The sequence below is a fragment of the Myxococcus dinghuensis genome (genome assembly GCF_024198235.1).
Classification (GTDB): Bacteria; Myxococcota; Myxococcia; order Myxococcales; family Myxococcaceae; genus Myxococcus; species Myxococcus dinghuensis.
Genome location: NZ_JAKCFB010000071.1, coordinates 1 through 23383 on the forward strand (window position 1 = coordinate 1; position 23383 = coordinate 23383).

General features: G+C 69.1%; 19 protein-coding genes, 2 tRNA genes and 1 pseudogene. 14 read left to right on the forward strand and 8 right to left on the reverse strand.

What is annotated here, in order from left to right; translation table 11 throughout:
• Positions 1-126 precede the first annotated feature (126 nt).
• A pseudogene (locus LZ198_RS41250) lies at positions 127-303 on the forward strand (integrase core domain-containing protein); the annotation flags it as partial.
• Between the two features lie 316 nt (positions 304-619).
• Here LZ198_RS41250 and LZ198_RS41255 read toward each other — a convergent pair.
• The 4 genes from LZ198_RS41255 to LZ198_RS41270 all read right to left on the reverse strand — a co-directional run bounded on the left by LZ198_RS41255 (position 620) and on the right by LZ198_RS41270 (position 3602).
• The gene (locus LZ198_RS41255) at positions 620-1786 is read right to left on the reverse strand and encodes a hypothetical protein (RefSeq protein ID WP_253977675.1); all 1167 of its coding nucleotides are present in this window, start codon (positions 1784-1786) and stop codon (positions 620-622) included.
• Positions 1783-3072 (reverse strand): hypothetical protein, encoded by a 1290-nt coding sequence (locus LZ198_RS41260; RefSeq protein WP_253977676.1) that lies wholly within the window; start codon positions 3070-3072, stop codon positions 1783-1785. Before LZ198_RS41260 ends, LZ198_RS41255 begins: the two co-directional genes overlap by 4 nt.
• 372 nt (positions 3073-3444) lie before the next feature.
• Positions 3445-3517: transfer RNA gene (locus tag LZ198_RS41265), tRNA-Glu, on the reverse strand.
• A gap of 12 nt (positions 3518-3529) precedes the next feature.
• A tRNA-Lys gene (locus LZ198_RS41270) sits at positions 3530-3602 on the reverse strand.
• A gap of 193 nt (positions 3603-3795) precedes the next feature.
• Here LZ198_RS41270 and greB point away from each other — a divergent pair.
• From greB to LZ198_RS41295, 5 genes are all read left to right on the forward strand, one after another.
• Positions 3796-4338, forward strand: coding sequence for a transcription elongation factor GreB (greB, locus tag LZ198_RS41275; protein WP_253977677.1), 543 nt, complete (start codon positions 3796-3798; stop codon positions 4336-4338).
• A 9-nt stretch (positions 4339-4347) separates the two neighbouring features.
• Entirely contained in the window at positions 4348-5295 is a 948-nt protein-coding gene (locus tag LZ198_RS41280) for a deacetylase (RefSeq protein WP_253977678.1), read from the forward strand.
• A 229-nt stretch (positions 5296-5524) separates the two neighbouring features.
• Positions 5525-6844: a PhoH family protein gene (locus LZ198_RS41285; protein ID WP_253977679.1), complete on the forward strand. Its 1320-nt coding sequence runs from the start codon at positions 5525-5527 to the stop codon at positions 6842-6844.
• A 36-nt stretch (positions 6845-6880) separates the two neighbouring features.
• Positions 6881-7192 (forward strand): HP0495 family protein, encoded by a 312-nt coding sequence (locus LZ198_RS41290; protein ID WP_253977680.1) that lies wholly within the window; start codon positions 6881-6883, stop codon positions 7190-7192.
• 88 nt (positions 7193-7280) lie between these two features.
• The gene (locus LZ198_RS41295; protein WP_253977681.1) at positions 7281-8042 is read left to right on the forward strand and encodes an SAM-dependent methyltransferase; all 762 of its coding nucleotides are present in this window, start codon (positions 7281-7283) and stop codon (positions 8040-8042) included.
• Between the two features lie 45 nt (positions 8043-8087).
• Here the strand turns inward: LZ198_RS41295 and LZ198_RS41300 are convergent, their stop codons facing one another.
• Positions 8088-9182, reverse strand: coding sequence for a diacylglycerol/lipid kinase family protein (locus tag LZ198_RS41300; RefSeq protein ID WP_253977682.1), 1095 nt, complete (start codon positions 9180-9182; stop codon positions 8088-8090).
• Between the two features lie 461 nt (positions 9183-9643).
• Between LZ198_RS41300 and dnaK the strand changes: the two genes are divergently transcribed.
• The 6 genes from dnaK (at position 9644) to LZ198_RS41330 (ending at position 18526) form a co-directional block, all read left to right on the forward strand.
• Entirely contained in the window at positions 9644-11542 is a 1899-nt protein-coding gene (gene dnaK / locus LZ198_RS41305; protein WP_253977683.1) for a molecular chaperone DnaK, read from the forward strand.
• A gap of 225 nt (positions 11543-11767) precedes the next feature.
• Complete coding sequence (locus tag LZ198_RS41310) at positions 11768-12622, forward strand: hypothetical protein (RefSeq protein WP_253977684.1); 855 nt, start codon at positions 11768-11770, stop codon at positions 12620-12622.
• Between the two features lie 13 nt (positions 12623-12635).
• Entirely contained in the window at positions 12636-13052 is a 417-nt protein-coding gene (locus LZ198_RS41315; protein WP_253977685.1) for a thiol-disulfide oxidoreductase DCC family protein, read from the forward strand.
• A 51-nt stretch (positions 13053-13103) separates the two neighbouring features.
• The gene (locus LZ198_RS41320; protein ID WP_253977686.1) at positions 13104-15635 is read left to right on the forward strand and encodes an AAA family ATPase; all 2532 of its coding nucleotides are present in this window, start codon (positions 13104-13106) and stop codon (positions 15633-15635) included.
• 40 nt (positions 15636-15675) lie between these two features.
• Positions 15676-17952 (forward strand): vWA domain-containing protein, encoded by a 2277-nt coding sequence (locus tag LZ198_RS41325; protein WP_253977687.1) that lies wholly within the window; start codon positions 15676-15678, stop codon positions 17950-17952.
• 16 nt (positions 17953-17968) lie between these two features.
• Positions 17969-18526: a PspA/IM30 family protein gene (locus LZ198_RS41330; RefSeq protein ID WP_253977688.1), complete on the forward strand. Its 558-nt coding sequence runs from the start codon at positions 17969-17971 to the stop codon at positions 18524-18526.
• Between the two features lie 4 nt (positions 18527-18530).
• Here LZ198_RS41330 and LZ198_RS41335 read toward each other — a convergent pair whose 3' ends face one another.
• The gene (locus LZ198_RS41335; protein WP_253977689.1) at positions 18531-19412 is read right to left on the reverse strand and encodes a DNA integrity scanning protein DisA nucleotide-binding domain protein; all 882 of its coding nucleotides are present in this window, start codon (positions 19410-19412) and stop codon (positions 18531-18533) included.
• Positions 19413-19538: 126 nt separating this feature from the next.
• Here LZ198_RS41335 and LZ198_RS41340 point away from each other — a divergent pair, with 126 nt between their 5' ends.
• Positions 19539-19901, forward strand: a complete 363-nt coding sequence (locus LZ198_RS41340; RefSeq protein ID WP_234072101.1) for a TraR/DksA family transcriptional regulator — start codon at positions 19539-19541, stop codon at positions 19899-19901.
• Between the two features lie 78 nt (positions 19902-19979).
• Here LZ198_RS41340 and LZ198_RS41345 read toward each other — a convergent pair whose 3' ends face one another.
• On the reverse strand, positions 19980-20747 hold the full coding sequence (locus LZ198_RS41345; RefSeq protein WP_253977690.1) for an FHA domain-containing protein: 768 nt from the start codon (positions 20745-20747) through the stop codon (positions 19980-19982).
• Positions 20748-20860: 113 nt separating this feature from the next.
• Here LZ198_RS41345 and LZ198_RS41350 point away from each other — a divergent pair, with 113 nt between their 5' ends.
• On the forward strand, positions 20861-22558 hold the full coding sequence (locus LZ198_RS41350) for a serine/threonine-protein kinase (RefSeq protein ID WP_253977691.1): 1698 nt from the start codon (positions 20861-20863) through the stop codon (positions 22556-22558).
• A 63-nt stretch (positions 22559-22621) separates the two neighbouring features.
• Here the strand turns inward: LZ198_RS41350 and LZ198_RS41355 are convergent.
• The coding region (locus LZ198_RS41355) for an FHA domain-containing protein (protein WP_253977692.1) at positions 22622-23383 on the reverse strand (762 nt) is incomplete at its 5' end.

The following is a 23383-nucleotide window of genomic DNA, read 5'->3' on the forward strand; positions in this document are numbered from 1 at the left end:
CCACGGCAGGGAACTCCTCGGCCTCCTCGCCAAAGGAGGACCATCTCGGTTTGGTTTCACCGAGGAGCTTCCCTCTTTCCCGCTCGCCCTTCCTCGCCGACTACACACTTATAGGGACACGACCCGGAGTCCTTTGTGAAGAGCTTCAAGCGCGACTACGTGCACCTGGCTCGTCTGGAGAGCGCCGAGGCGGTCCTCCAGCAGCTCCCCGCCTGGTTTCACGACTACAACACCGTGCACCCTCACAAGGCGCTGAAGATGCGCTCCCCGAGAGAGTTTCGACTCGCCGCTTCACCCCACTGACCATGTCCGATTTGACGGGGGCAACTCCACAAGGGAATCGCGGGGCGCCGATACAGGTCGGCGCCGTAGCGAGCGAGCAGCCTGGCGTAGGCGTCTGTTCGAGAGTCAAGTTCGCTTGTTTATGTGTGGATCCAGGCCGGAAGACCATCATGGGCCCGCTCGGAGCCCCGTGGCCCTGACCCGACCTCGGGGCTGCTCTCCACGCAGTGCGGCTGCGTGGCTCGTAGGCAGGCCTGAGCGGCGGGAGTAAGTGGCTACCCCCACTCCTTGTGCTTTGAACGTGCCGCTGCCGTTACAGCAGCAGCAGGCGCGCTGCCTAGAACAGCTTTATCTGAAATGGATCCTGCGCCGGCAGCTCAACCGTTGGCACCGCTGCGGCGGGGGCTAATGCGAACTGAGATTGCGCTTGGATGAGCGGATAAGTGACAAGGTCGGCAAATTCCTTGGGAACCCCTGCTGCCCGACAGACATAGTCGAGCGTGAACATCGCGAGCTTCAACAGGTGCAGGTCACTCCGCGTGAGCGGAATGGAATTGAATGACTCGCCCTTCAGGAGCGTAACTGCGTACGCGCGTAGAAGCCAAGGGACATGGAAGGCTGTTGCTGGCGTCTCAAGATATTGACGTACGACCTGGACGAACCCGTTCCATTCGGGCAGCCCTGGATCCTCGTCGGAGAGATCGGCTCGGAAGCCACGAGATGCCACCAGCTTGGCGCGGATGCTCTGGTAGGCTTCGTAGCTCTCTCTGCCCCCCCAGAGCAGCGCCTTTAGAGAGTCGGCGAGTTCTGTCTTCTTGGCGGGGTGCAGATACTGGTTGAATACTCTACCCGCGCATTCGGCGAGTCCCACGGCGAATACCGCTGCAGTGTCACACAGGAGCGCCTCGTGCTCGGTGCGCTTCGGATCGAACTCTCCCTTGAGGCTGCGAAGAATCCCCAGGACATGTCGAATCAGTGCGCCGAAGGTAGGCTCTTGCCATGCCGTTGAGGTGAGGTATTCGCAGAGCGGGTACAGCGCGGGGAAATGGTTGTGGACGCCGTGGATCTTCTCAATGTCGGACGGCTCAACCGTGACTCCGGAAGAGCCGAGCGGCGGAAGCAGTGCTCTGTCGAAGGTTGGGAAGTCCTCTACAGAGAGCAGCGTGATGCCAAGCTCGTCGGCCGTCAGCTTGTGGTCCTGCTCGATACCTCCGGGAGCGGTGAGCATGATGATGCCGCCATGGGCATCAAGGAGCCTCATGAGGCCCGCCACCCAGAGCGCCCGCTGAACGGGAGACTGGGACTTCAGCGTCTTGCAGTCGCCTAGGACGCGCTCAAACGTAAGAGCACGCGACGGACGCAGAGCGTACACGTCGATGTCGGTGATCGCCTTCCGCGTTCGGCTGACGCCACCAACGGGGAAGATGTCCACTTCGGCCTGGACGAAGAAGCGCTGGGCCCAGAAGTGCTTGAACAACATCGACTTCAGAGGCGTGTCCTTCATGGCATTCCTCGGAGGAGGAGATCGTTGATTTCCTGCATAGTTTCCTCCGAGGCCGTGACCTGAGACTGCTGGACGAGACGCTGACGTCCGATCAGGGAGTCGAAATAGTCCTCCCCTCCCATGAGGGCCATGGTGATTTCTTCATCCGTTGCAACCCTCGGTGCGTCGTTGCTGATGAGTGCCAGTGCCCTATTCACGACCTCGCGCGCTTCTTCCGTCTCTAGGAGGACGAACTTGTACCAGTCACCGCTTACGTGCTCTAGCCTCCCGACGCGGAGTACTGCGAGCTTGTTGTACTGGTGGCGAGACTCGGTGTTGGCGCGTATGAACCCACGGTCGCGGAGTGCGTTGAGGATGGCTTTAGGAGAGCGGATCCTATACGCCGCTGGCAGGAGTTGACCCTGCCGCACGGCGGCCACGAGAGCCATGGCTGCTTCATGAAGGTGGCGCTCGGTTGGACGAAGGCGAGCGGACGTGCGCTGGGGCGAGAACAGGAAGTGCGTGAGTCCCGAGTGTGGCGTCTGAATCGCGGGCGGCGCGGCAAAGCCTTCCCCTGCGAGGGCCCTCACGATGTTGAGGTCTTCCTGACTAAGTACCTCCTCGCCGATCTTCCCGGTCGAGAGAATCACCTGAAAGGGCCAGCCCTGATGGGTTGCCAGCAGAGAGAGTACCCTGGTCACCCTATTGCTGCCGGCACCTGCCACAAGATCAGCAAACGCGTCAGCGTGCTCGGCGAAGTAGATCGGCGACGTGAGAACGTTCTTGCCGCGGGCTCGCCGGACACTGAGATAGCCGGCATCCCTGCCAAGGGTAGTCGCACTGTCCACCAGCTTCTTTTCGGCGCCCAGGTTGTAGAACGAGCTCAGGGGCGTCGGGCTATTGGCCAGCTGGTTCACCAGCATGAGCGTCAGCTGCTCGTGCTCGTTAAGGCTCTTCGAGTTCGCCACGGCTCCGGCTTGCTCGAAAAAGTCCTCGTAGTAGGGGACGGTGGGGATAACAGCCTTGCCAGAGGTGCTCGTCACCACCCTCACGAACTCTGCCTCTTCGAGCAGCTTGAGCACGGCATTGAAGCTCGTAGCAGGGATCTTGACCAGATGGAGGCCGACCTTCCGCAGCAGCTCATAAGGAACGGCCGGCAATCCACGCATCTGGAGGGCGAGCCTGACGGCCATCCCGAGCAGGACTAGGTCCTCGAACTCGCCCACCTGCCTGCCATCTAGGCTGACAGCCACATCGTGACAGCGAACCGCAAGATCCGCGCCTTTCGGCATCTCCATGCTGCTCATTCAGATTCCCCCGCTTCAGCCGTCCTGCTCCGAAGTCCGGACGTGACGGTAGATAGATCGCTGACGGCCTATGCGCATCAAGTTAGTGCCCGGAATGCTGCTCGCTCAGGGAGGTCGCAGCGAGGCATCCCGGCAGCGGGCAGGCCCGTTCGAGCGCCGTGATAGGGGGCATAGACCAAAGCCAGGTGGCTCTTGAGGGACGACCAGCAGTCGTACCGGTGGTCCAGTCGAAGGCTAGCCCGGACGCGGCGATTCCTGGGGTCGATCTCCGTACGCAATCCGTACGTAATCGACCGGACTCCAGCGAACCCCTATGAACGGTTCAGCCCCGTAAGTACCCTTTGTTTTCGGGTACTTACGGGGCTGTTCCAATGTCCCCGACGGGATTCGAACCCGTGTTACCGGCTTGAAAGGCCAGCGTCCTGGGCCTCTAGACGACGGGGACGTCGTCACTGCATGAGTCGCGGGGGGATCGAACCCCCGACCCTCGGCTTAAAAGGCCGGTGCTCTACCATCTGAGCTAGCGACTCGCACTTATTCTTTTGTGTCCGCCACCGAAAGTGGCCCTCCAGGGCCCGGAGGCAGGCGCTTCCTAGCAGCACTCCGGCGCGCTTTCCACTGGCGAGCGCATGCTCCGCTTCCTGACGGGACGCCACCGCTCGCCCGTGAACGCCCCGGGCACCGCCCGCGCCTTCCGTCAGCCAGGGACGCTATACAGGCTCCATGTCACAGGATGTCCCCCCCGAGGAACTCGACGGAGCCGAAGACGAAGAGGAGGGCGCAGAGAAGGCCCCCTTCCGGCGATATCTCACCCGCTCGGGCGCCGAGCGCATGCACCGGGAGCTCATCCGCCTGCTCAACGAGGAGCGCCCCAAGGTCACCGCCGAGGTCTCCGCCGCCGCCGCCCAGGGCGACCGCTCCGAGAACGCGGAGTACATCTACGGAAAGAAGCGCCTGCGGGAGATCGACCGGCGCATCCGCTTCCTACAACGGCGCCTGGACACCGCCACCATCGTCACGCCTTCTGAACAAACCGACCGTGAACGTGTCTACTTCGGCGCCACCGTCACCCTGGAGGACGAGGACGGCGCGCGCACCCGTTACCAGATTGTCGGGTCCGATGAAATCGACGCCTCCGGAGGTCGCATCAGCGTGGAGTCCCCCATCGGCCGTGCGCTCCTGCGCAAGGCCGTGGGCGACACCGTCGAGGTCCGCAGACCCCGGGGAGAGATCGACCTCACCATCGTCGACATTCGCTACGACTAGGAGGCACCCATGCCTCGGACGCTGCCCATCAACCCCCGCTTCCGTCGCATCTACCAGCAACTGAGCGGGGTGGACCTGGCCACGTCCGGAACCGAGGAACTCTCGCTCGAGGACCTCGGTCTGGGAGATACCCAGAACCCCCGCGGAGAGCTCCTCTTCGGCACCTACAGCCCCGAGGGGCTCGAGCGGGCCCTGCGCACCTACGGCCTGCTCCAGCGCGCCGAGGAGCGGGTGGGCCCCACCGAGCTGCGCATCCTGGGCGACGACCCCTACCGCCCCCGCATCAGCCTGTGGAGCCGGCGCTTCTACGTCCCCGTGGTCGACGTCGCCCTGCGCAAGACCACCGGCGCGGAGGTCGGCCTGGACGACTCCCTCGCCACCGTGCCGCTGCTCTATGTCGACGCGCTCCTCCTCCAGAACCCCGGGCGCGCCTTCGACTGGCACCGCCCCCCGCTGCCTGGCCAGAACCATCCGGGACTCGCCCTCTCCGCGCCCGTGCTCGAGCTCTTGATGTTGATGGCCCACCGCATCGGCGCGGAGGCGCTGGCCCTGACGCCGTCCACCTTCGCCGCAGCGTGCGTCTACGACCGGCGCTTCCGCTTCGTGGACGGCGCGGCCCAGGGTCGGTTCCTCGCGTTGCGCGAGGCGGGCGAGAAGCGCCCCCGGTGGCTGCTCGCCTGGGCCGTGGAGCTGGGCTGCATGCGCGACGCCGAGGGCCATGCCGCCCCGTTCACCCCCATGCCGATGGTGGCCCCCGTCCACCGCCGGGTGCTCCGCGCGTTCGAGGCGAGGGCGTGGCTCGAGGCCCGGGACCGTGTCCGGCGGCAGCCCCTCTCGCTCGACGAGGAGGCGCTCCAGCAGCGCTTCCCCTGGGAGCGCATGCCCCCAGGAGCACCGCCCGAGCGACTGGCGGAGCAGCTCGGGTATGATCCGCTCGCTCCCGTGGTGGCGCACTGACCGACCCCGCCGCTCCCAGGGCGTGGCGGGACTGTGACCCCGGGTCCGGGCGTTGCCGCTCATGGCCCTCCGAGGAATGCGGGCGTGGGGTTTCGAACAACCGACATCCCGACGCAAACCCGGCTGCTTCCGTGGGAGGTGCTGCCTATATTGGATGGGGCGTCAGACTCCGCCTCGTCGCATGGTCCCCAGCGGTCGCACCCGAACCAATCAGGTCGCGCAACCCACGATGCGAAAGAACTTCATCCTCGATACCAACGTCCTGCTCCACGATCCCCGCAGCATCTACGGCTTCGAGGACAACAACGTCATCATCCCCATCTACGTCATCGAGGAGATTGACCAGTTCAAGCGCGACCTCTCCGAGCTGGGGCGCAACGCCCGGCTGGTGGCGCGCTACCTGGACGGCTTCCGGGCGGAGGGCTCGCTGAAGGAGGGGGTGCCGCTGCCCCGGGGAGGCATGCTCCGCGTGTGCTTCACCGAGCGCGAGCTGCCGCTCTCCATGGCGGACAGCAACCTGATGGACAACCGCATCCTCGCGGTGGCCATCGACCTGATGGAGCAGGAGCCGGAGACGCAGGCGGTCTTCATCACCAAGGACACCAACCTGCGCATCCGCGCGGACGCGCTGGGCCTCATCGCCGAGGACTACGACACCGAGCGCGTCGAAATCACCGAACTCTACACCGGCTTCACCGAGCGGCTCGTCCCCAAGGCGCTGGTGGACCAGATGTACAAGCCCGGGGCCGAGGTCGACCTGCCGGACCCCGACTCGCTCTTCCCCAACCAGCTCGTGCTGCTCAAGGACGAGACGAACCCCTCGCACACCGCCATGGGCCGGCTGCACGGGCTCAAGGGCAAGCTCGTGCCGCTCCTGCGCCAGAGCAAGGAGGGGACGTGGGGCATCCGCCCGCGCAACATGGAGCAGGCCTTCTGCCTGGACCTGCTGCTCAACGACGACATCAAGCTGGTGACCATCGTCGGCAAGGCGGGCACGGGCAAGACGCTGCTGGCCATCGCCGCCGGACTCCAGAAGGTGACCGAGGAGAACCTGTACCAGAAGCTCCTGGTGAGCAGACCCATCTTCCCCCTGGGGCGGGACATCGGGTATCTGCCGGGAAGCGTCGAGGAGAAGCTCAACCCCTGGATGCAGCCCATCTTCGACAACGTGGAGTTCCTGATGAACCTCAGCCGCGCGGACAAGAAGGCCGGACGCGGCTATCACGAGCTGCTGGACCTGGGGCTGATGGAGATCGAGCCGCTCACGTACATCCGCGGGCGCAGCATCCCCAACCAGTTCATCATCGTGGACGAGGCCCAGAACCTCACCCCCCACGAGGTGAAGACCATCATCACCCGCGTGGGCGACAACACGAAGATCATCCTCACGGGGGACCCGTTCCAGATCGACAACCCCTACGTGGATTCGACCAACAACGGCCTGGTGCACGTGGTCAACCGCTTCAAGAGCGAGAAGATCGCCGCGCACATCAGCATGGCGAAGGGCGAGCGCAGCGCCCTGGCCGAACTGGCCGCCAACCTGCTCTAGCCGCCCCCTGGGGCGGGCGGAGCTTCGAGACGTGTCATGAAGAAGGACGGTCCGGGAGAGACCCCTCCGGGGGTGGAAGTCGAGGAGAAGAAGCCCCTCATCGAGTACCCCTCGGTCTACACCTTCAAGGTGATGGGGATGCAGGGGCCGGGGTTCGCCGAGCATGTCCGCGAGCTGTTCCGGCGGCTCATGGGCTCGGAGATCTCCCCGGACTCCATCCGCGAGCAGCCCAGCAGCAAGGGCAAGTACGTGTCGCTGAGCGTGTCGGTCTACCTGCTGTCCGAGGAGCACCGCCGCTCCATCTACGACGAGCTCCACAAGGACCCCCGCGTCGTCTACTACCTGTGAGGCAGACGCCGCGTAGTCGGGGGCCCTCGGTGACGGGGGCCCTTGCCGTCTCTGGAAGTCCCGCCAGGGTTGGGTATATGAGGAGCGTATGAGCCCGGCAGAGCCCTTCCCGCTGTTCCACCCCTCGGACGCCCGGCGCGCGTTCAGCTCGGATGACGTGACGCGGCGCTTCGCCAAGGTGGCCCAGTTGGAGCCGGGGTCGAACGTGCTGGTGCTGGGTTGTGGCGCGGATGGCGCCGCGGCGCTGCTGCTGGCCCGGGAGCTGGGGTGCTCCGTGGTCGCCGCCGACACCGACGAGGACGTGGTCGCGTCCGTGCGTGAGCGGGTGCGCAACCAGGGCCTCTCGGAGCGCGTCGAGACTCGGGGCGTGGACCTGGACGCGCTCGGCCTGCCGGAGGGTGCCTTCCACGGCGTCCTGGTGCAGGGCCGCGTGCTGTACCCGCTGAAGGACGGCCTGACGCGACTGCGCGGGCTGCTGGTGAAGCGGGGGCGGGTGGGCCTGACGTTCCCCTCGCGGGTGGTCCGGGTCCTCCCCAAGGCGGCCCAGGCGTTCTGGGAGCGCCGGGTCGGGGCGCCGCTGCTCCACCCGGGCGAGCTGCTCCAGGCGCTGGAGGCCCACGGGTACGAACCCGAGTCCTCCGAGACGCTGAGCGACGTGGAGCTGGATGACTACTACCGCGAGGTGGAGGCCAACCTGCGGCCCACCTCCGGTCCCCGCGCGGCGGCGCTGCGTGAGGAGCTGGCCCTGCACCGCGAGAACAACGGCAAGGCCGTGGTGAGCTACGCGTTCTTCGTGGGCCGCCGCAAGGAGCCGGGCGAGAAGCCGCCGGCGTCGCGGGATCGCGGCTAGCCTCGCGAGGTCGGCCTCCCGCCTTCCGGCGGAGGCCCCCGGCGCTCAGTTCATCGCGCCGTTGAAGTCGATGAGCTCGATGGACTCGGGCGCCACGGACAGGGACACCGACTCGCGGTAGCCCGCCGCGTCGCCGCCCACCTGGAAGGGCATGGGGCGGGCGAAGCGGACGTGGACCTCGCGGGCGTGGAAGTCGTGGATGCCCTCCGGGAACCAGCGGCCGTTCCACAGGCGGGGCAGGTTCGCGAGCACCTGCGTGGTGGCCACCTGGCCCAGCCGAAGCTGCATGAAGCCCCGGCGACCACAGGCGAAGGGGAACATGCGGAAGCCATAGCCGTAGAACGGCATGGTGCCCGCGGCCGCCATCATCAACTTGCCCCGGAACATCAGCTCGCCCGGCGCCACCGGCTCGCCCAGGGGCTGGCCGTCCGCGCCCAGCCGGTACGCCTCGCCGGCCTGGCCATTGACGACCTCGCACTCCACCCAGGTCGAGTGGGTCAGGTAGTGCGGCACCGTCTTGCACGCCACCGCGGAGAAGTAGCCGCCGCTGCCGGTGAGGACGCTCTTGAAGAAGCCCTTGCCCAGGTTCTCCTTCACCCAGATGTAGTCGTTGAGCACCTTGCCATCCACGCCCAGCCCGGCGAACGGCGCGCGCTGCCCGTCCACCATCAGCAGGTCCATGGGGCGGAAGCCGGGGACCTCGCTGGCGCGGGCGCGCAGGACGTCGTTGAGCAGGCCGTCGCCCCGGGTGCCGGAGGCGTTGACGTGCGCGGCGATGCCGTTGCCCGTGCCCAGCTTGAGGATGCCGAAGCGCGGCGCCTCCTGGCCGGCGAAGCGGCCCTTGGGGCCCACCAGCTGGAGCACCTCGTTCACGAAGCCCATGAAGGTGCCGTCGCCCCCGCCCGTGAAGACCATCGGGTAGCCCCGCTCCAGCACCGTCTGGGCGATGCGCCGCCCGTCGAGCGGGGAGCGGGACAGGAACAGGTCCTGCTCCGGGACGATGTGGGACAACGACTTCACCACCCGGGCGTCCACCTTGCGGGCGTTCGCGTTGAGCAGCACCGCGACCTTCGGCGCTTCGGCCACGTCCGACGTGGCGGCACGGCGGAGGTCCGGGGCACGCAGGGGCTGAACCAGCATGGGGCAGGCTCCAGGGTAGGTGCGGGTGGGGGAACCCGCCGGCGACGCTCGCCGCAATGTGCAGTTTCATTGCCAAGCCCTGACGCGAGGCGTTAGCGCCTGCCTGCTTCAGTTATTCCAAGAGGTTGAAGCGTCGGTTGCTCATCGAATGCTCGCCAGGTTGCTACCGCGGGGTGACGGCGGTGTAGAGCGCGTTACGCACCCGTGCCGTGAAGGTGGCGAGGTCGTGACGCGGCGGGCCGGGGTTTGGAGGGGCCGGCCGACTCTGGAATCAACGAAATCGACCGGCCAGGCGAGGTGAAACCGGGTCTGCGCACTGCGCTACGCACCCGGCGGTAGCACCTTGAGTACGAGGGCCCACGGGGCCACGTCCCGGTTTGACACGGGGGGGTGGGTGGTTACGTTGGGCGTACATCAGGAGCTTCTGCAGAAAACGCAGTCATTTCCGGAGGATACGAACCGTGGGCAAGATTATTGGGATCGACCTGGGCACCACCAACAGCGTGGTGGCGATCATGGAGGGTCGCGAGCCCAAGGTCATCGTCAACGAGGAAGGCAGCCGCATCACGCCCTCGGTGGTCGCGTTCACGAAGGACGGCGAGCGTCTGGTCGGCCAGGTGGCGAAGCGCCAGGCCATCACCAACCCGGAACGGACCATCTACTCCATCAAGCGGTTCATGGGCCGCCGGCACGACGAGGTGGTCGAGGAGGCCAAGCTCGTCCCCTACAAGGTGGCGCGTGGCCCCAACGGCGACGCCCGCGTGGAGCTGGACGGCAAGCAGTACAGCGCGCCGGAGATCAGCGCGCAGGTGCTGCTCAAGCTCAAGCGGGCCGCGGAGAACTACCTGGGCGAGAAGGTGACCGAGGCGGTCATCACCGTTCCGGCGTACTTCAACGATGCCCAGCGCCAGGCGACGAAGGACGCGGGTGAGATCGCGGGCCTCACGGTGCGCCGCATCGTGAACGAGCCGACGGCTGCGGCGCTGGCGTACGGCCTGGACAAGAAGAAGGACGAGAAGATCGCCGTCTACGACTTCGGCGGCGGCACGTTCGACATCTCCATCCTGGAGGTGGGCGAGAGCGTGGTCGACGTGCTCGCGACCAACGGTGACACGCACCTGGGCGGCGACAACATCGACCAGCGGATCATGGACTGGCTGATCTCCGAGTTCAAGAAGGACACGGGGCTGGACATCAGCAAGGACAAGATGGTGCTCCAGCGCCTGAAGGAGGCGGCGGAGAAGGCGAAGATCGAGCTGTCGAGCGCGACGGAGACGGACATCAACCTGCCGTTCCTCACGGCGGACGCGTCCGGTCCGAAGCACCTCAACCTGAAGCTCACGCGCGCCAAGTTCGAGGCGATGATCGACGACCTCATCGAGCGCTCGCTGGAGCCGTGCCGCAAGTGCCTGAAGGACTCGGGCGTCGACCTGAAGGACCTCAACGAGGTCGTGCTCGTGGGCGGCACCACGCGCATCCCGAAGGTGCAGGAGGCGGTGAAGCGGCTGTTCGGCAAGGAGCCGAACCGCTCGGTGAACCCGGACGAGGTCGTGGCGGTGGGCGCCGCGGTGCAGGCGGGCGTGCTCTCCGGCGAGGTGAAGGACATCCTCCTGCTGGACGTGACGCCGCTGAGCCTGGGCGTGGAGACGCTGGGTGGCGTGCTGACCAAGCTCATCGAGCGCAACACCACCATCCCCACGCGCAAGTCGGAGACGTTCTCCACGGCCACGGACGGCCAGTCGCAGGTGGAGATCCACGTGCTCCAGGGTGAGCGCGAGATGGCGGCGGACAACCGCAGCCTGGGTCGCTTCCACCTGACGGGCCTGCCTCCGGCGCCGCGCGGCGTGCCGCAGATCGAGGTGACGTTCGACATCGACGCCAACGGCATCCTCAACGTGAGCGCGAAGGACAAGGCCACGGGCAAGGAGCAGAAGGTCACCATCACCCACTCGTCCGGTCTGGCGAAGGACGAGGTCGAGAAGATGGTCGCCGACGCCCGCAGCAACGAGTCGGCCGACAAGGAGCGCCGCGAGGTGGTGGAGCTGAAGAACCAGGCGGAGGCCCAGTCCTACGCCGCGGACAAGCTCATCAAGGAGAACAAGGACAAGCTCTCCGCGGACGTGGCGAAGTCGCTCGAGGCGGCGGTGGCGGAGCTCAACCAGGTCCGAGAGGGCCAGGACAAGGCCGCCATCAAGGCCGCGCTGGAGAAGCTGCAGCAGGCCTCCTACAAGGCCGCCGAGGAGATGTACAAGGCCACCGGTGGTGCTCCGGGCGGTGAGCCGCCTCCGGGCGCGGCGCCGGGTGCCCAGCCGGGCGCGAAGAAGGACGACGTGGTGGATGCCGAGTTCCGCCAGTCGTGATGCCGGGGCCGTGAGGCCCGGTTGAGTGCGAGAGGGCCGGTGCTTCCGCGAAGAGCCGCGGAGGGGCCGGCCCTCCTGCTTTGCGGGATGGGGTCTCCACGCGGGCGGATGGGCGTGTGGGAACCCGGACGCCCGTGACGCGCAAGCGGTTGAGGGGACTGGTCGCGCGGGTGGCGGCCTGGATGCACTGCAGTGGGGCTCCACGCTTTGGCGAGAGGCCCATCCATGTCCCGTATCGAATCATCCCGACTCCCCATCCCGTCCGCGCCCGCCTCGGACGAGCCCGCCACTCCGACACTCCGCGAGCCGCAGCAGGCCGCCACCGGCGCGGAGGCCAGCACGTTGGAGGTGTTCCGCGGCGGGGCGGGGCGTGCGTCCAGCCCGCTTCCCGTGGTGGGGCCTCGGTGTGGGCCACGAGCGGGGGAGGGGAGTGGATTCGACTTCGCGGTGGGCGGCTCCTTCCCTCCGCGTCCCACCGGGAACCTGCGCGAGCAGATGCGGCAGGGGGCCTTCACCCTGGCCCAGTCCGAGGCGGCCACTGCGAGCCTGGTGATGCGCGGCGGGGCGGCCGTGGATGGCTATGCGCGGGGGCACCTGAAGATGCTGGAGCCCAACCCGCCGATCCACGGCGCGCCCACGTCGCTGACGGACTACACCAGCTCGATGCCCGGCGTGACACCCGAGGCCGCCTTCCACTACTTCGTGAAGAACCCGGGGCCGGTCTTCGCGTCGGCGGGAATCCGCCTCAAGCCGGAGACCGCGACGCTGACCGACAGGGCGAAGGTCTTCCTCGAGGAGAAGGGGCCACCGCCCGTCTGGGCCCCGGTCACCTTCAGGCTCGAGCCGGAGGCGAGCACCGTGCACATCACCACGCTGGATGGTCATCCCCTACGAGGAACGAACCGGTTCGTCTTCGAGGATGACCGGCAGGGGGGCACCCGGCTGCGGCAGTACTCCGCCTTCCAGGGCAGCTCGCCCGCGACGTCCGTGGGGCTGAAACTCATGGACCCCATCGAGCGACAGCACGACATCTGGCGCAGCGTCCATGGGCACCTCCACGACACGTTGAGCGAGCGCTGAGAGGGGGGCACGCATGGGCAGGCGCGCGCAACTGTGGACGAGGCCTCCGGGACATGCGGTGCTGCTCTATGATGGGCACTGCCGCGTCTGTCTTGGCGCGGCCCGCGAGTTCAAGAAGTGGTTGGGAGGCGAGGAGGCCCGGCTGTGCTCGTTCCGGGACGAGGGCGTGCTGGATGCCTTTCCGGGTCTGGCGGCCGAGCGCTGCGAGAGGGCCATGCAACTGGTCCTGGCCGACGGTCGGGTGGTGGAGGGCGCGGAGGCCATCGTCCACGCGCTGGGCAGGCACCCGCTGGGGCGGCTGCTATCCCTCTACTACCTCCCTGGCGTGAGGCAGCTCTCCGACGCCCTCTATGGCGTGGTGGCCCGGTACCGGTTCCGCCTCGCCGGAAGACAGTGTTCCGGGGGAGCCTGTTCGCTGCACTTCAAATAGACGGAGGGCGGCGGGTAGCATGGGTGCAACCCCGCTGGCTTCGGATTGTCCGTGCAATCTCATCCGCCGTCATACGTCCAGGCCGCTCGGGCCTTCCGCCACTTCTTCGGAGAGCTCCGGGACGTCTATCTGGAGCGCGAGACGCTCTTCACCCAGCTCGAGCTGGCGTTGCTGAGTCGGGAGCATGCGCTCGTGGTGGGGCCCCCCGGGACGGCCAAGAGCGCCATCGCCAGCGCGGTGCTCGGGCGCATCGTCGACGAGCACACGGGGGTGGCCTCCCTGTTCTCCAAGCAGCTCGCGGAGTCCACGGTCCAGACGGACCTCCTGGGGCCCGTGGACTTCAAGGTCCTGACGGAGACCGGGCGCACGGAGTACCTCACGGACGAGGGCATGCTCGGCTCCCGGCACGCCTTCCTGGACGAGGTCTTCGACGGCCGGGACATGCTCCTGCGCTCCATCCTCAACGTGCTCTTCGAGCGGGAGCTGAAGCACGGCCGCCGGGTGACGGCCGGGCGCACCGAGTGCGTGGTGATGACGAGCAACCGCTACCTCTCCGAGGTGCTGGCGCGCTCGCCGGAGCTGCTGCTGGCGTTCGCGGACCGCCTGAGCTTCATCTGCTTCGTGCCCAAGGCGTTCGCCCGGAAGGAGAGCCGGGCGGCGATGCTGCAGCGCTTCTCCCAGGGGGCTCGGCCGGACCTGCGCGCGCAGCTCACGTCCCAACAGTTGGAGCTGCTCCAGGACGCCGTGGCGCGGGTGCGGGTCCCCAGCCTGGTGCTGGAGGGCGTGGAGCTGCTCGCGGACGCGCTGGAGCGGGCGCTGTCGGCCCAGGTCTCCAAGCTGCCCGACTACGTGCCCACGAAGTACTTCTCGCAACGCTCGGCCGTGAAGGCGCTGTGGGCCTTGAAGGCGGCGGTGGTGCGGGACCAGCTCTACCGGCGGCCGGAGCGGCCGCTGGAGGCCTCCGTGGAGGACCTGGACGCGCTCCGGTGGTTCTTCCTGCTGGGCGGCCCGCCACACGCGGAGACGGAGGCCCTGCTCAAGACGGTGGTCGATCCCCGCGAGCGCGCGCAGCTGGAGATCGTCCGCCTGGAGCAGCGCACCTTCGACGAGGTCATCGCCAAGGTACGGCAGGACCTGGGGGGCGGAGTGGACCGCGAGGCCCAGAACCTGGGCTCGGCCGAGGACCTCTCGACGGCCGATTCGCTCTCCCGCAACTGGCAGCCCGCCACGGCCTCCGCGGCGGCGAAGGGGCTGCTCGCCAAGCTCGTGCCCGGGCCGCGGCACTCTCAGAACCGGGTTCCCCTGCTGGTGGCCGCGCGGGCCCTCGTGTCGGCCATGGACCACCGGCTGGCGCGAGGCATGGCGGGGCAGGGGGAGGGGCGGGGAGGGCTGGCGCTCCTGTCGTCCTTCCAGGACGTGCTGGAGCTGTGCCGCACGGTGCCCGAGTTGAAGCCCGGCTTCCTCCCGCTGTGTGAGTCCACCGCGCGCTTCATCGACGGCGCGCTGGAGATGATCGCCCTGACGGCGGAGAGCGCCGACTTCGAGGAGGGGCTCAAGCTGGAGGGGTTGGTCGGGCTCGCGGACAACCTGGAGGAGGAGCTGTCGCGGACGGCGGACCTGGTGGGCGTCGTGGGCGAGGGGCTCCCCGATGCGGCCGAGCGCCTCCAGGGCGTCGGGCTCGCCTCCCGCCAGCGGGTGGTGGGCGCGCTCAAGCGGCGCGCGACCGCGGCGTTCCAGGGGACGGCGTCGCGAGGGAGGAGGGATCCGCTCGAGACGCTCGCCACCGACTCCCGTCGGCTCGCGCAACTGGAGCAGTCCTTCATCGCGTTGGATCCCGCGTCCCGTGGCTTCAGGGAGGAGCTGCTGCTGCCCCTGGGGCTGACCTACGCGCGCGAGGTGCTGTCCTCCACGCCCTTCGACCGCATCGAGCAGTTCTCGCGTGCGATCCAATCCGTGGCGGAGAACCTGCGTCGGGAGGGCCTCCCCGTCGCGCAGGTCATGGTCGAGTGCCGGGAGATCCTCGACGAGCGGCTGCGGGAGCATGCGCGGCTCCTCTCCCGCGAGGTGGTGCCCCCGCCCCTGGCGGCGGCCGCCGTGCTCAGTGGCGACGCGTACGTCTACTACCGGGGAGAGTTCTCCACGCGGGCTCCGGATGGCGAGCTGGCCGCGCTGGTGGGGCTGGACGGACAGTTGGCGTTCGCCCGGGTCGGAGGGGCCGCCGCCTTCTTCTCGGAGACCGTCCGGGACGCCGTCGCGCAGGCGGAGCTGGCGTTCGTCCAGTCGCGGGTCAAGTACCTGCGCACCTGGCTGACCCAACTGCTCACGTCGCTGCCCGCCCCGGATACCCTCAAGGAGCGCGCCGAGGCAGAGCGCACCGTGGACCGGCTGGTGCGCAGCCGCTTCCCACTGCTGACGCTGAAGGAGGGAGAGCTGGTCCGCCTCAAGGGCGTCCTGTCCCTGTTGGGGAAGCTGCCCGGTGGGCTGGGCGAGGGCGCGAATCGGCTCGAGGCGCAGCTCAAGGGCATCGACGAGGACTTCGGGCGCTACAGCCGTCAGGTGCTGGAGCGGCGGACCGCCGCATGAGGTCGCTCGGGGCCGGTGAGCCGGAGAGGGGAGGCTGAGCGTGCTGGCCCGGCGACTCACGGACCTGCGGCGGCGCATCGACGCCCTCCGCCAGCCCGTGCCCCCCGCGCGCGGCGGGTGGCTGGGCTTCGGACGGAAGGCGCGGGGGCCGGTGGATTTGTCGCTCCCGCTGCTCGCCGCGCTCGACCGCGAGCTCGACAAGGTGGGCATCCACACGTCTGCGGATGCGCTCCTCCTGCGGCAACTGGGCGTGCGCCGGGGGCTCGCGGGGGGGCTGGCCGCCGGGCTCCAGGGTCGGGCGGGGCAGGTGGTCGTCGAGGTCGAGGAGTGTGTGTCCCGCGTGGAGCGGGCCTGGCGCGGCGGTGAGATGCCCCCGGGCGCGCTCACGGTGGTCGAGCGCGCGTTCGTCCAGGTGGCGCGGGTCGTCAAGGTCGCGGAGCTCTTCGCCCGCCCGCACGAGGAGGAGGGCGGCCTCGACGAGGACTTCGACATCTTCGAGCGCCCCGCCGTGGCCGCGCGTCAGCGCCCCCCGAGCAGCGCCCGCATGGCGGTGGCGGAGTGCTTCGCCCTGCGCGCGCGGCAGAACGTCCTGGACCTGGTGCAGAAGCGCAGGGACCTCGACGTGGCGCACGAGATGCTCCTGCGCCTGGGCGCCGACCATGATCGCGACCGGGGGATGCCCCTCCGTCGGGAGGTCGCCGACGCGCGGGAACGCGCGCGCGCCCTGCCCGCGGTGCGCTCCATGGAGGAGCTGCTGCAGCACGTGCGCTACACCGCGCGGCACGAGCCCCAGCTCGCCTACCGGTCACTGCGAGGTCTCTACGAGCGCGCAGTCGAGGCCGGAGACGCGGACCTGGCCGCGGTGGCGCGCACGGCGTTGGCGCCGCTGCTCCCCGGGCGCGGTCGACTGGCACCGCTCGTCGAGCGCGCCGAGCGCGACAGGCTGGCTCACTGGTTCGGTGAGCGCCCGGACGCGAAGCCTCCCGCCGAGGCCGGTCCCCGCCGCTCCGACGAGTTGCTGGCGGACCTGGCGTTCTCGCTGCGGCCCGAGCAGCTCGCCACCTTCGAGTTGGCGGCGGGGTGCGCGCGCTACTTCGACGTCGAGGATGCGCTCTCCGAGGAGATCCTCCTGGCCGAGACGAAGGCGACGCGGACCGTGCCACGTCGCGTGCCGTATCCCACGCAGACGATGACGTACGAGACGACGGGCGGACTGCACGAGGTGCACAACTTCGTGCTGTCGGACCCGCGCATGCTGCTGCGCGACCTGGCCGCGAACCGTCAGTTGGTGCGCGCGTACCTGGAGGAGGCCCCGCCGGTGGCCCCCCGGAAGGTGAAGCGCACGGCGGTGCGTGTCTACGTCTGCGACGCCTCAGGCTCCATGCACGGGGCGCGTGCCCGTTTCCGCGACGCGCTCATCATCGCGGAGCTGAACAACCTGCGCGTGAAGGCCCTCAAGGGCGAGCCCTTCGACCCCATCTACTTCAGCTTCTTCAACGACGTGCCCACCGAGCTGGCGCGCGTGGACACGGCCGCCGAGGCCACGCGGCAGATCGAACGGCTCTTCCGGGACTCCCCCGCGGAGGGCCAGACGGACATCTCGCTCGCGCTCATGTCGGCCTTCGACTCCATCCGGGCCGCGCAGGGGCGAGACCCCTACCTCGCGCGCGCCACCGTGGTGCTCGTCACCGACGGCGAGGACCGCGTGGAGCTGGACCTCATCCGCCGCACCCGCGCGCCCATGGGGGCGCTGGACATCGCCCTGAGCTTCATCTCCCTGGGCGAGGAGAACCCGGACCTGCGCTCGCTCGTGCGCGAGCAGCGCGCCGCGGGCGTGCGCGCCTTCTACCACCACCTCTCCGACGAGGAGATCCAGTGGGCGCGCACGGAGTTCGACACCCCCTGGCGCACGCTCCTCCCTCAGGATGTCCCGGCCACGCCGGAGTCGCTGGAGGCGCTGGCGCCACACCTGGAGGCGTTGGAGGCGCTGGCCTCGGGGCGCGTGCTCTCGACCGCCGTGGCCGTGGAGGCGTCGTTCGACGCCCTGTTCCCGGAGGGCGCGGCCAGGGCAGTCGGCGCGGAGGTCCCCGGGCCGGACACGGTGGGGCGCGTGGCGGACATCCTCGGGGCGCTCGTCGAGGCCGCCGCGCTGGCCCCGGCCGACAAGCGCGCCACGGAGAGCGTGGTGCTGCTCCAGCACCTCCTGGGGGTGTACGGCCTGACTCCCGCGCGCTACCTCGCCGCGCTGTCGGCGGGAGGACCCTCGGTGCGGGACGCCCTGGCGCGTGTGCGGCTGCTGTGCCGGCCCTTCGGCTAGGCTGCGGGCCACGTCCATGTTCTTCGGCCTCTGGAAACGAAAGAAGGAACCCCGCCGTCCCGTGGATCCGCTCGCGGCGTTCGACGAGCTCATCGAGAACCTGGAGCGCCAGGCCGGCGAGGTGCGCAAGTCGGCGGCGACGCTGCTCGCGCTCAAGGGGGACCTGACGCGCTCGGTGGACCGCTACACCCGGCGAATCGAGGACATCGCCGAGCGGCGCGCGACGGCGCAGCTTCGCGGGGACTCTCACGCCGTGACGGTGCTCGCGCGGGACAAGGCCCAGGCGGACGCGCTGCTCGTCTCCACCCGCGAGTCGCTGGAGCGGGCGGATTCGGACGGAAAGCTCCTCCTGGAGGCCGCCGCCGACCTGGGCGAGCGGGTGGCGGAGCTTCGCCGCGAGCGGGAGAGCGCCTCCGCGCGGCTCACCGTGGGCGGCATCGTCACCGACGCCCTGCGCGAGCGCGTGGCCCGCTACGAGCAGGCCCTGGTGGTGGACGCGGCGCGGGACGAGGTGGAGCGGGCGCACGCCCTCGCGGAGATCTACCGCGAGGAGCGGCGGGAGCAGGGCGACTGACGGTTCAGGTGCGGCGCGCCGTCTGGTGCAGCTCCAGCACGATGTTGCCGCTCTTGAAGAGGCGCACCGCGCCGGACGTCTGGCTCACCACCAGCGCGATGCTGTGCGTGGTGGAGGTGATTCCGGCGGCGGCGGCGTGCCGGGCCCCGAGTCCGAGCGGAATCTTCACCGCCTCGTCCGCGGCGGACAGGTAGCGCCCGGCGGACAGCACCACGCCGTCCTCGCGGATGACGAAGGCGCCGTCCAGCACGGAGAAGTTCTTGATGGCCTCGCGAATCTTCGGGTCGAGGACGTTCCGCTCCGCCTCGGAGAGGCCCTGGAACGGATTGATGGTCATCTGGCGGCTCTTCTCCAGCACCGTCGTGTGGTCGCCGATGGTGATGATGGTGCCGATGGGGTGGCCCTCGAAGCCCTCCTGGCCGATCTGCAGCGCCAGTTGGATGAGCGCGTCCACCACCTGGGAGTTGAACTCGTCACCCAGCTTCACGCCCTCGATGGCGAGCCGGTCGTCGAGCGAGCCACCGATTCGCATCTGCATCAGCGTGTCGGGAGCGCGGCCCACCCGGCCGGTCATGCACAGCACGAGGTCGCCTTCCTTGAAGGCGCCCTGCGAGAGGGCGGAGACGAGCGCCACCTTGACCCGCTCGGTCCGGGAGTAGTCGTACGCGGGGATGACGAGCGCCCGCACTTTGCGTTGCAGGTGCTCCTGCGCCAGCTTGTCCAGCGTCACGGCGTAGACGAGCTTCTTGCGAGCAGGCCGCCCCCGGAGCTCCTCGGGAGGAATCGGCGTGTCGCAGATGTAGAGGAAGTGATCCACGTCGCTCTTGGCCGCCAGGGAGAGGGCCGAGCGCAGGAATTCCCGATCGAACTTCGTGTTCTCGCTCAATCGCCCCTCTCTTTGCCCGCGGTCCGAGACCCGGTCAGCTTGACACCGAAGGGTGCATGAATAAAGCTTTCGGGCCCTTTTTTCGGGGGACAGGGCCCAAAACCCTCGCGTACTGGAGCGAAGGCTGTGAACCAGAAAGATCTCAAGCGTTACAAGAAGATGCTCGAGGACAGCAAGACGAGCCTGCTCGAGAGCGCCAAAAAGACCCTGGTGGAGGAGTCCAGTTTCGACACGGACGACCTCCCTGACGAGATCGACCTGGCGTCATCCGAATACGCGCAGTCGATGGTGTTCCGGCTCCGAGACCGGGAGAAGTTCCTGCTGCAGAAGATCGACCGCGCCCTGGCGCGGATCGAGGACGGGACGTTCGGCATCTGCGAGCGTTGCGAGGAGGACATCTCCCCCAAGCGGCTGGAGGCGCGTCCGGTGACGACGCTCTGCATCCGCTGCAAGGAGGAGCAGGAGAAGAAAGAGAAGTCCTACGGCTGAGCGCCGTGGGTACCCGGGGCCGCGCGGGTTCTGCCCGTGCGGCCCGGGGCTTCACCGGGTTGGCCTCCCGGAACGACCTCAGGCCACGGGCGCCTGGATCTCCACGCGGAGCAGCTGGCGTCCGATGAGGTAGTGGTCTCCGTTGTCCACGAAGGTGGGGCCCGCCAGGCGGATGAAGGTGCCGTTGGAGGAGCCCACGTCGCGCACCGTCAGGCGGTCCTGCCGCACCTGGAGGAGCGCGTGGCGCCCGGAGACGAAGCCGTCCGTGGGGAAGGTGAGGTCGCCCTGCTCGCGTCCGAGCAGGTTGTCGCCCTCCCGGAGCGGATACGCCCCTCCCCGGAGCCCCCCCTCCAGGAGCTGGATGAGGCGCAGGCGGTAGCCGGGATCCGGCGAGCCCCAGACCTGGGTGCCCCCGGGGCCCTGGGCGGCGGCGGGGATGGGCTCCAGGACGAGGCGCTGGCGGCCCAGGCGCAGCTCACCGCCGGGGGGCAGCTCGCGCTCCTGGCGCAGGCGCACGAAGACGCCGTTGGCGCCCCCCACGTCCTCCACGGCCAGCCGGGTGCCGGAGAAGAAGAAGCGCACCTGGACGGGCATGATGAAGGGGTCGTCCGAGAGGGAGATATCCCCCTGCTGGCCGCAGGTGAGGGTGTCGCGCTGCATGCGCACGACGCTCTCCGGGCCTCCGTCCGCCCGGACGACGCGGATGGAGACCTGGGGGCGGGAGGACACGCTGGCCACGGCCATGACCATGGTGCCGGAGCGCAGCGGCGAGCCGCAGGCCCGGCAGATGGTGGCATCCCGGGGGTTTTCTGTGTCGCAGCGGGGGCAGTATTCCATCGCTTCCATGAGGACTTTGGGGTTCTACCAGGGGTGGGGCGCGGTTGCGCGCATTGCGCGCGGCTTGCTCACCACCCGAGCGACATGATGAACTTCCGACCCCACCCTTCGGGGACGTTGACTTGCACTGCCCCTCCTGCGGCGCTGACGCCCAAGAATCCTCCCGTTTCTGTCCCGCGTGCGGCGCGACCCTCGTGCGCGCTCCGGATGCTGACGACTACGTCGGCAACACGATTGCCCAGAAATACCGGGTGGAAGCCCTCATTGGCGAGGGCGGCATGGGCAAGGTGTATCGTGCCCGCCAGATTTCGCTCGACAAGGTCGTGGTCCTCAAGGTGCTGCGCCACACGCTCCTGTCCGACGAGCGCACGGTGGCCCGGTTCCAGCGGGAGGCCAAGGCCGCCAGCCGCCTGAACCACCGCAACTCCATCAGCGTCCTGGACTTCGGCCAGGCCGAGGACGGCGCGCTGTTCATCGCCATGGAGTACGTGGCGGGGCAGGACCTGCACCAGATCCTCAGCCGCGAGTGGCCCCTGGCCGAGGGCCGGGTGGTGCGCATCGTCAGCCAGGTGCTGGGCGCGTTGTCGGACGCCCACGGCGCGGGCGTCATCCACCGGGACCTGAAGCCCGAGAACATCATGGTGGAGCAGCGCCGCAACGAGCCGGACTTCGTGAAGGTGCTCGACTTCGGCATCGCGAAGATCACCGACTCCACCGACGACGGGCCGGCCCTGACGCGCGCGGGCTTCGTGTGCGGCACGCCCGAGTACATGTCGCCGGAGCAGGCGCGGGGCGCGCAACTGGACCACCGCTCGGACCTGTACGCGGTGGGTGTCATCCTCTACCAGTTGATGACGGGGCTGTTGCCCTTCGAGTCCGACTCGGCCGTGGGCTTCGCCACCAAGCACCTCACGGAGGAGCCGCCGCCGCCCTCGCGCCGTCGTCCGGAGGCGCGCATCTCCCAGGGCATGGAGCGGCTCATCCTGCGGTCGCTCTCCAAGAGCCCGGATGATCGCCCGGCCAACGCGGAGGCGTTCCGGGCGGAGCTGCTGGCGGTGGACAAGGAGCGCCGCCGCACGGAGGCCGCGCCCCGCAGGCCCCAGTCGTCCGCGGTGCTCGCGCCGCTGCCCCGCAAGGCCACGGGCGGCAAGGTCGACGACCCGCGCGACGGCGCGCCACCGGCGTGGGGGAGCGAGATGACGGTGGAGGCGACGGTGCGCGCCCTGCCGGACGTGCTCGCGCCCTTGCCCGCGACGGCCGCGGCCATCCCCGCCACGCGCGAGCAGACGGACTCCATCATCCCCACCCAGCCCGGCGCGGGCGGCGGGGGGCTGGGGTTCTTCTTCAAGTCGCTCACCGTCCTGCTGGTGCTCGGCGCGGTGGGCTTCTTCGCCTACTACTTCACGATGGGGCCCGGGAGCGCGGGGCACGACCTGTCGTACTACCCGCTGCCCCGGAACGCGCCGGTGCCCGGACAGGTGGGCAGCACCAACCCGTCCGACGCGGAGCAGCCGCTCTACGACAAGCAGATCCCCAGCATCCAGCGCAACCTGGAGGAGTACCGCAAGAACGTCCAGGCCGGGGACACGGCGCTCGAGAAGGACGTCCCGCTCGCCATCACCAAGTACAAGGATGCGTTCGGCTACAACCCGGACCCGGAGCTCGCGCTGAAGCTGGGCGAGCTGTACTTCCAGCGCGACAACATGGACGAGGCGCGGGGCTGGTGGAACCGCCACCTGCGCGACGTGACCGACTCGAAGGCCCGCAAGCTCATCGAGGAGCGGCTGGGGACCGCGGTCGCGCGGCCTCCCTCGCCGTAGCCTCCGTCGTGTGGGCCGCCCCCCCGGTGTGAACCGGCGGGCGGGCCCCGGACGGCGGCGGGTTCAGCTCAGCGTTTCGACCTGGAGCACGTGCTGGCCCAGGCGGACGCGGTCTCCCGGACGCAAGGGGCGCTCCTCGCCCGCCGGGATTCGCACGTAGGTCCCGAGTCCACCGGACAAGTCCCGCAGCAGCGCCCCGGTGGGCGTGGGGGACAGCTCGCAGTGGCGACCGGCGAGCCCCTCGTCACCCGGGAAGCTCAGGTCGCAGTGGGCCTGTCCCAGGGTGAGCAGCGGCGCGGCCGTCACCACCGCGCGCCCCCCTCGGCCGCCGACGATGACCTCCTCCACGCCGTACACGGCCTGGCCCAGGGGGATGGGGGCGCCGTAGACGGTGGGGCGCCCCGCGACGGGGGCGGGCGTCTCCAGCCGCCCCGTGAAGCGGAACAGGCGCAGGCCCGCGCTGAAGAGGGTGCGCGCGCCGATGGCCTCCGTGCCCGCGACGGTGACGAAGACGCCGGAGGCGCTGTTCTCGTCCCGCACGAACAGGCCCCCGTCCTTCACGAGGAACGTCGCGTGCAGCGGCGAGACGAAGGCGTCGTCCGGGAAGAGGATGGCGCCGCGCTGCCGGCCGACGACGCAACCGGTGACCGGCAGCTTGTAGCGCTGGCCCCGCGTGCTGCCGGCGATGACCGCCAGGCCGAAGCGCGAGGCGGCGGGCGCCGCACGGGGCGCGGCGGGGGCCACCGGGGCGCTGGCGCCAGTCCGCCCCGGGAGCGCGTTGTCCGGGACGGGCGGGGGGGGGCGGGGCGTGGCGGGGCCCGCGGG

Bases quoted from the DNA above. Each gene is read 5' to 3' on its own strand.
- LZ198_RS41255 (WP_253977675.1), bottom strand. From the start codon at position 1,786: ATGAAGGACACGCCTCTGAAGTCGATGTTGTTCAAGCACTTCTGGGCC.
- LZ198_RS41260 (WP_253977676.1), bottom strand. From the start codon at position 3,072: ATGAGCAGCATGGAGATGCCGAAAGGCGCGGATCTTGCGGTTCGCTGT.
- greB (WP_253977677.1), top strand. From the start codon at position 3,796: ATGTCACAGGATGTCCCCCCCGAGGAACTCGACGGAGCCGAAGACGAA.
- LZ198_RS41280 (WP_253977678.1), top strand. From the start codon at position 4,348: ATGCCTCGGACGCTGCCCATCAACCCCCGCTTCCGTCGCATCTACCAG.
- LZ198_RS41285 (WP_253977679.1), top strand. From the start codon at position 5,525: ATGCGAAAGAACTTCATCCTCGATACCAACGTCCTGCTCCACGATCCC.
- LZ198_RS41290 (WP_253977680.1), top strand. From the start codon at position 6,881: ATGAAGAAGGACGGTCCGGGAGAGACCCCTCCGGGGGTGGAAGTCGAG.
- LZ198_RS41295 (WP_253977681.1), top strand. From the start codon at position 7,281: ATGAGCCCGGCAGAGCCCTTCCCGCTGTTCCACCCCTCGGACGCCCGG.
- LZ198_RS41300 (WP_253977682.1), bottom strand. From the start codon at position 9,182: ATGCTGGTTCAGCCCCTGCGTGCCCCGGACCTCCGCCGTGCCGCCACG.
- LZ198_RS41310 (WP_253977684.1), top strand. From the start codon at position 11,768: ATGTCCCGTATCGAATCATCCCGACTCCCCATCCCGTCCGCGCCCGCC.
- LZ198_RS41315 (WP_253977685.1), top strand. From the start codon at position 12,636: ATGGGCAGGCGCGCGCAACTGTGGACGAGGCCTCCGGGACATGCGGTG.
- LZ198_RS41330 (WP_253977688.1), top strand. From the start codon at position 17,969: ATGTTCTTCGGCCTCTGGAAACGAAAGAAGGAACCCCGCCGTCCCGTG.
- LZ198_RS41345 (WP_253977690.1), bottom strand. From the start codon at position 20,747: ATGGAAGCGATGGAATACTGCCCCCGCTGCGACACAGAAAACCCCCGG.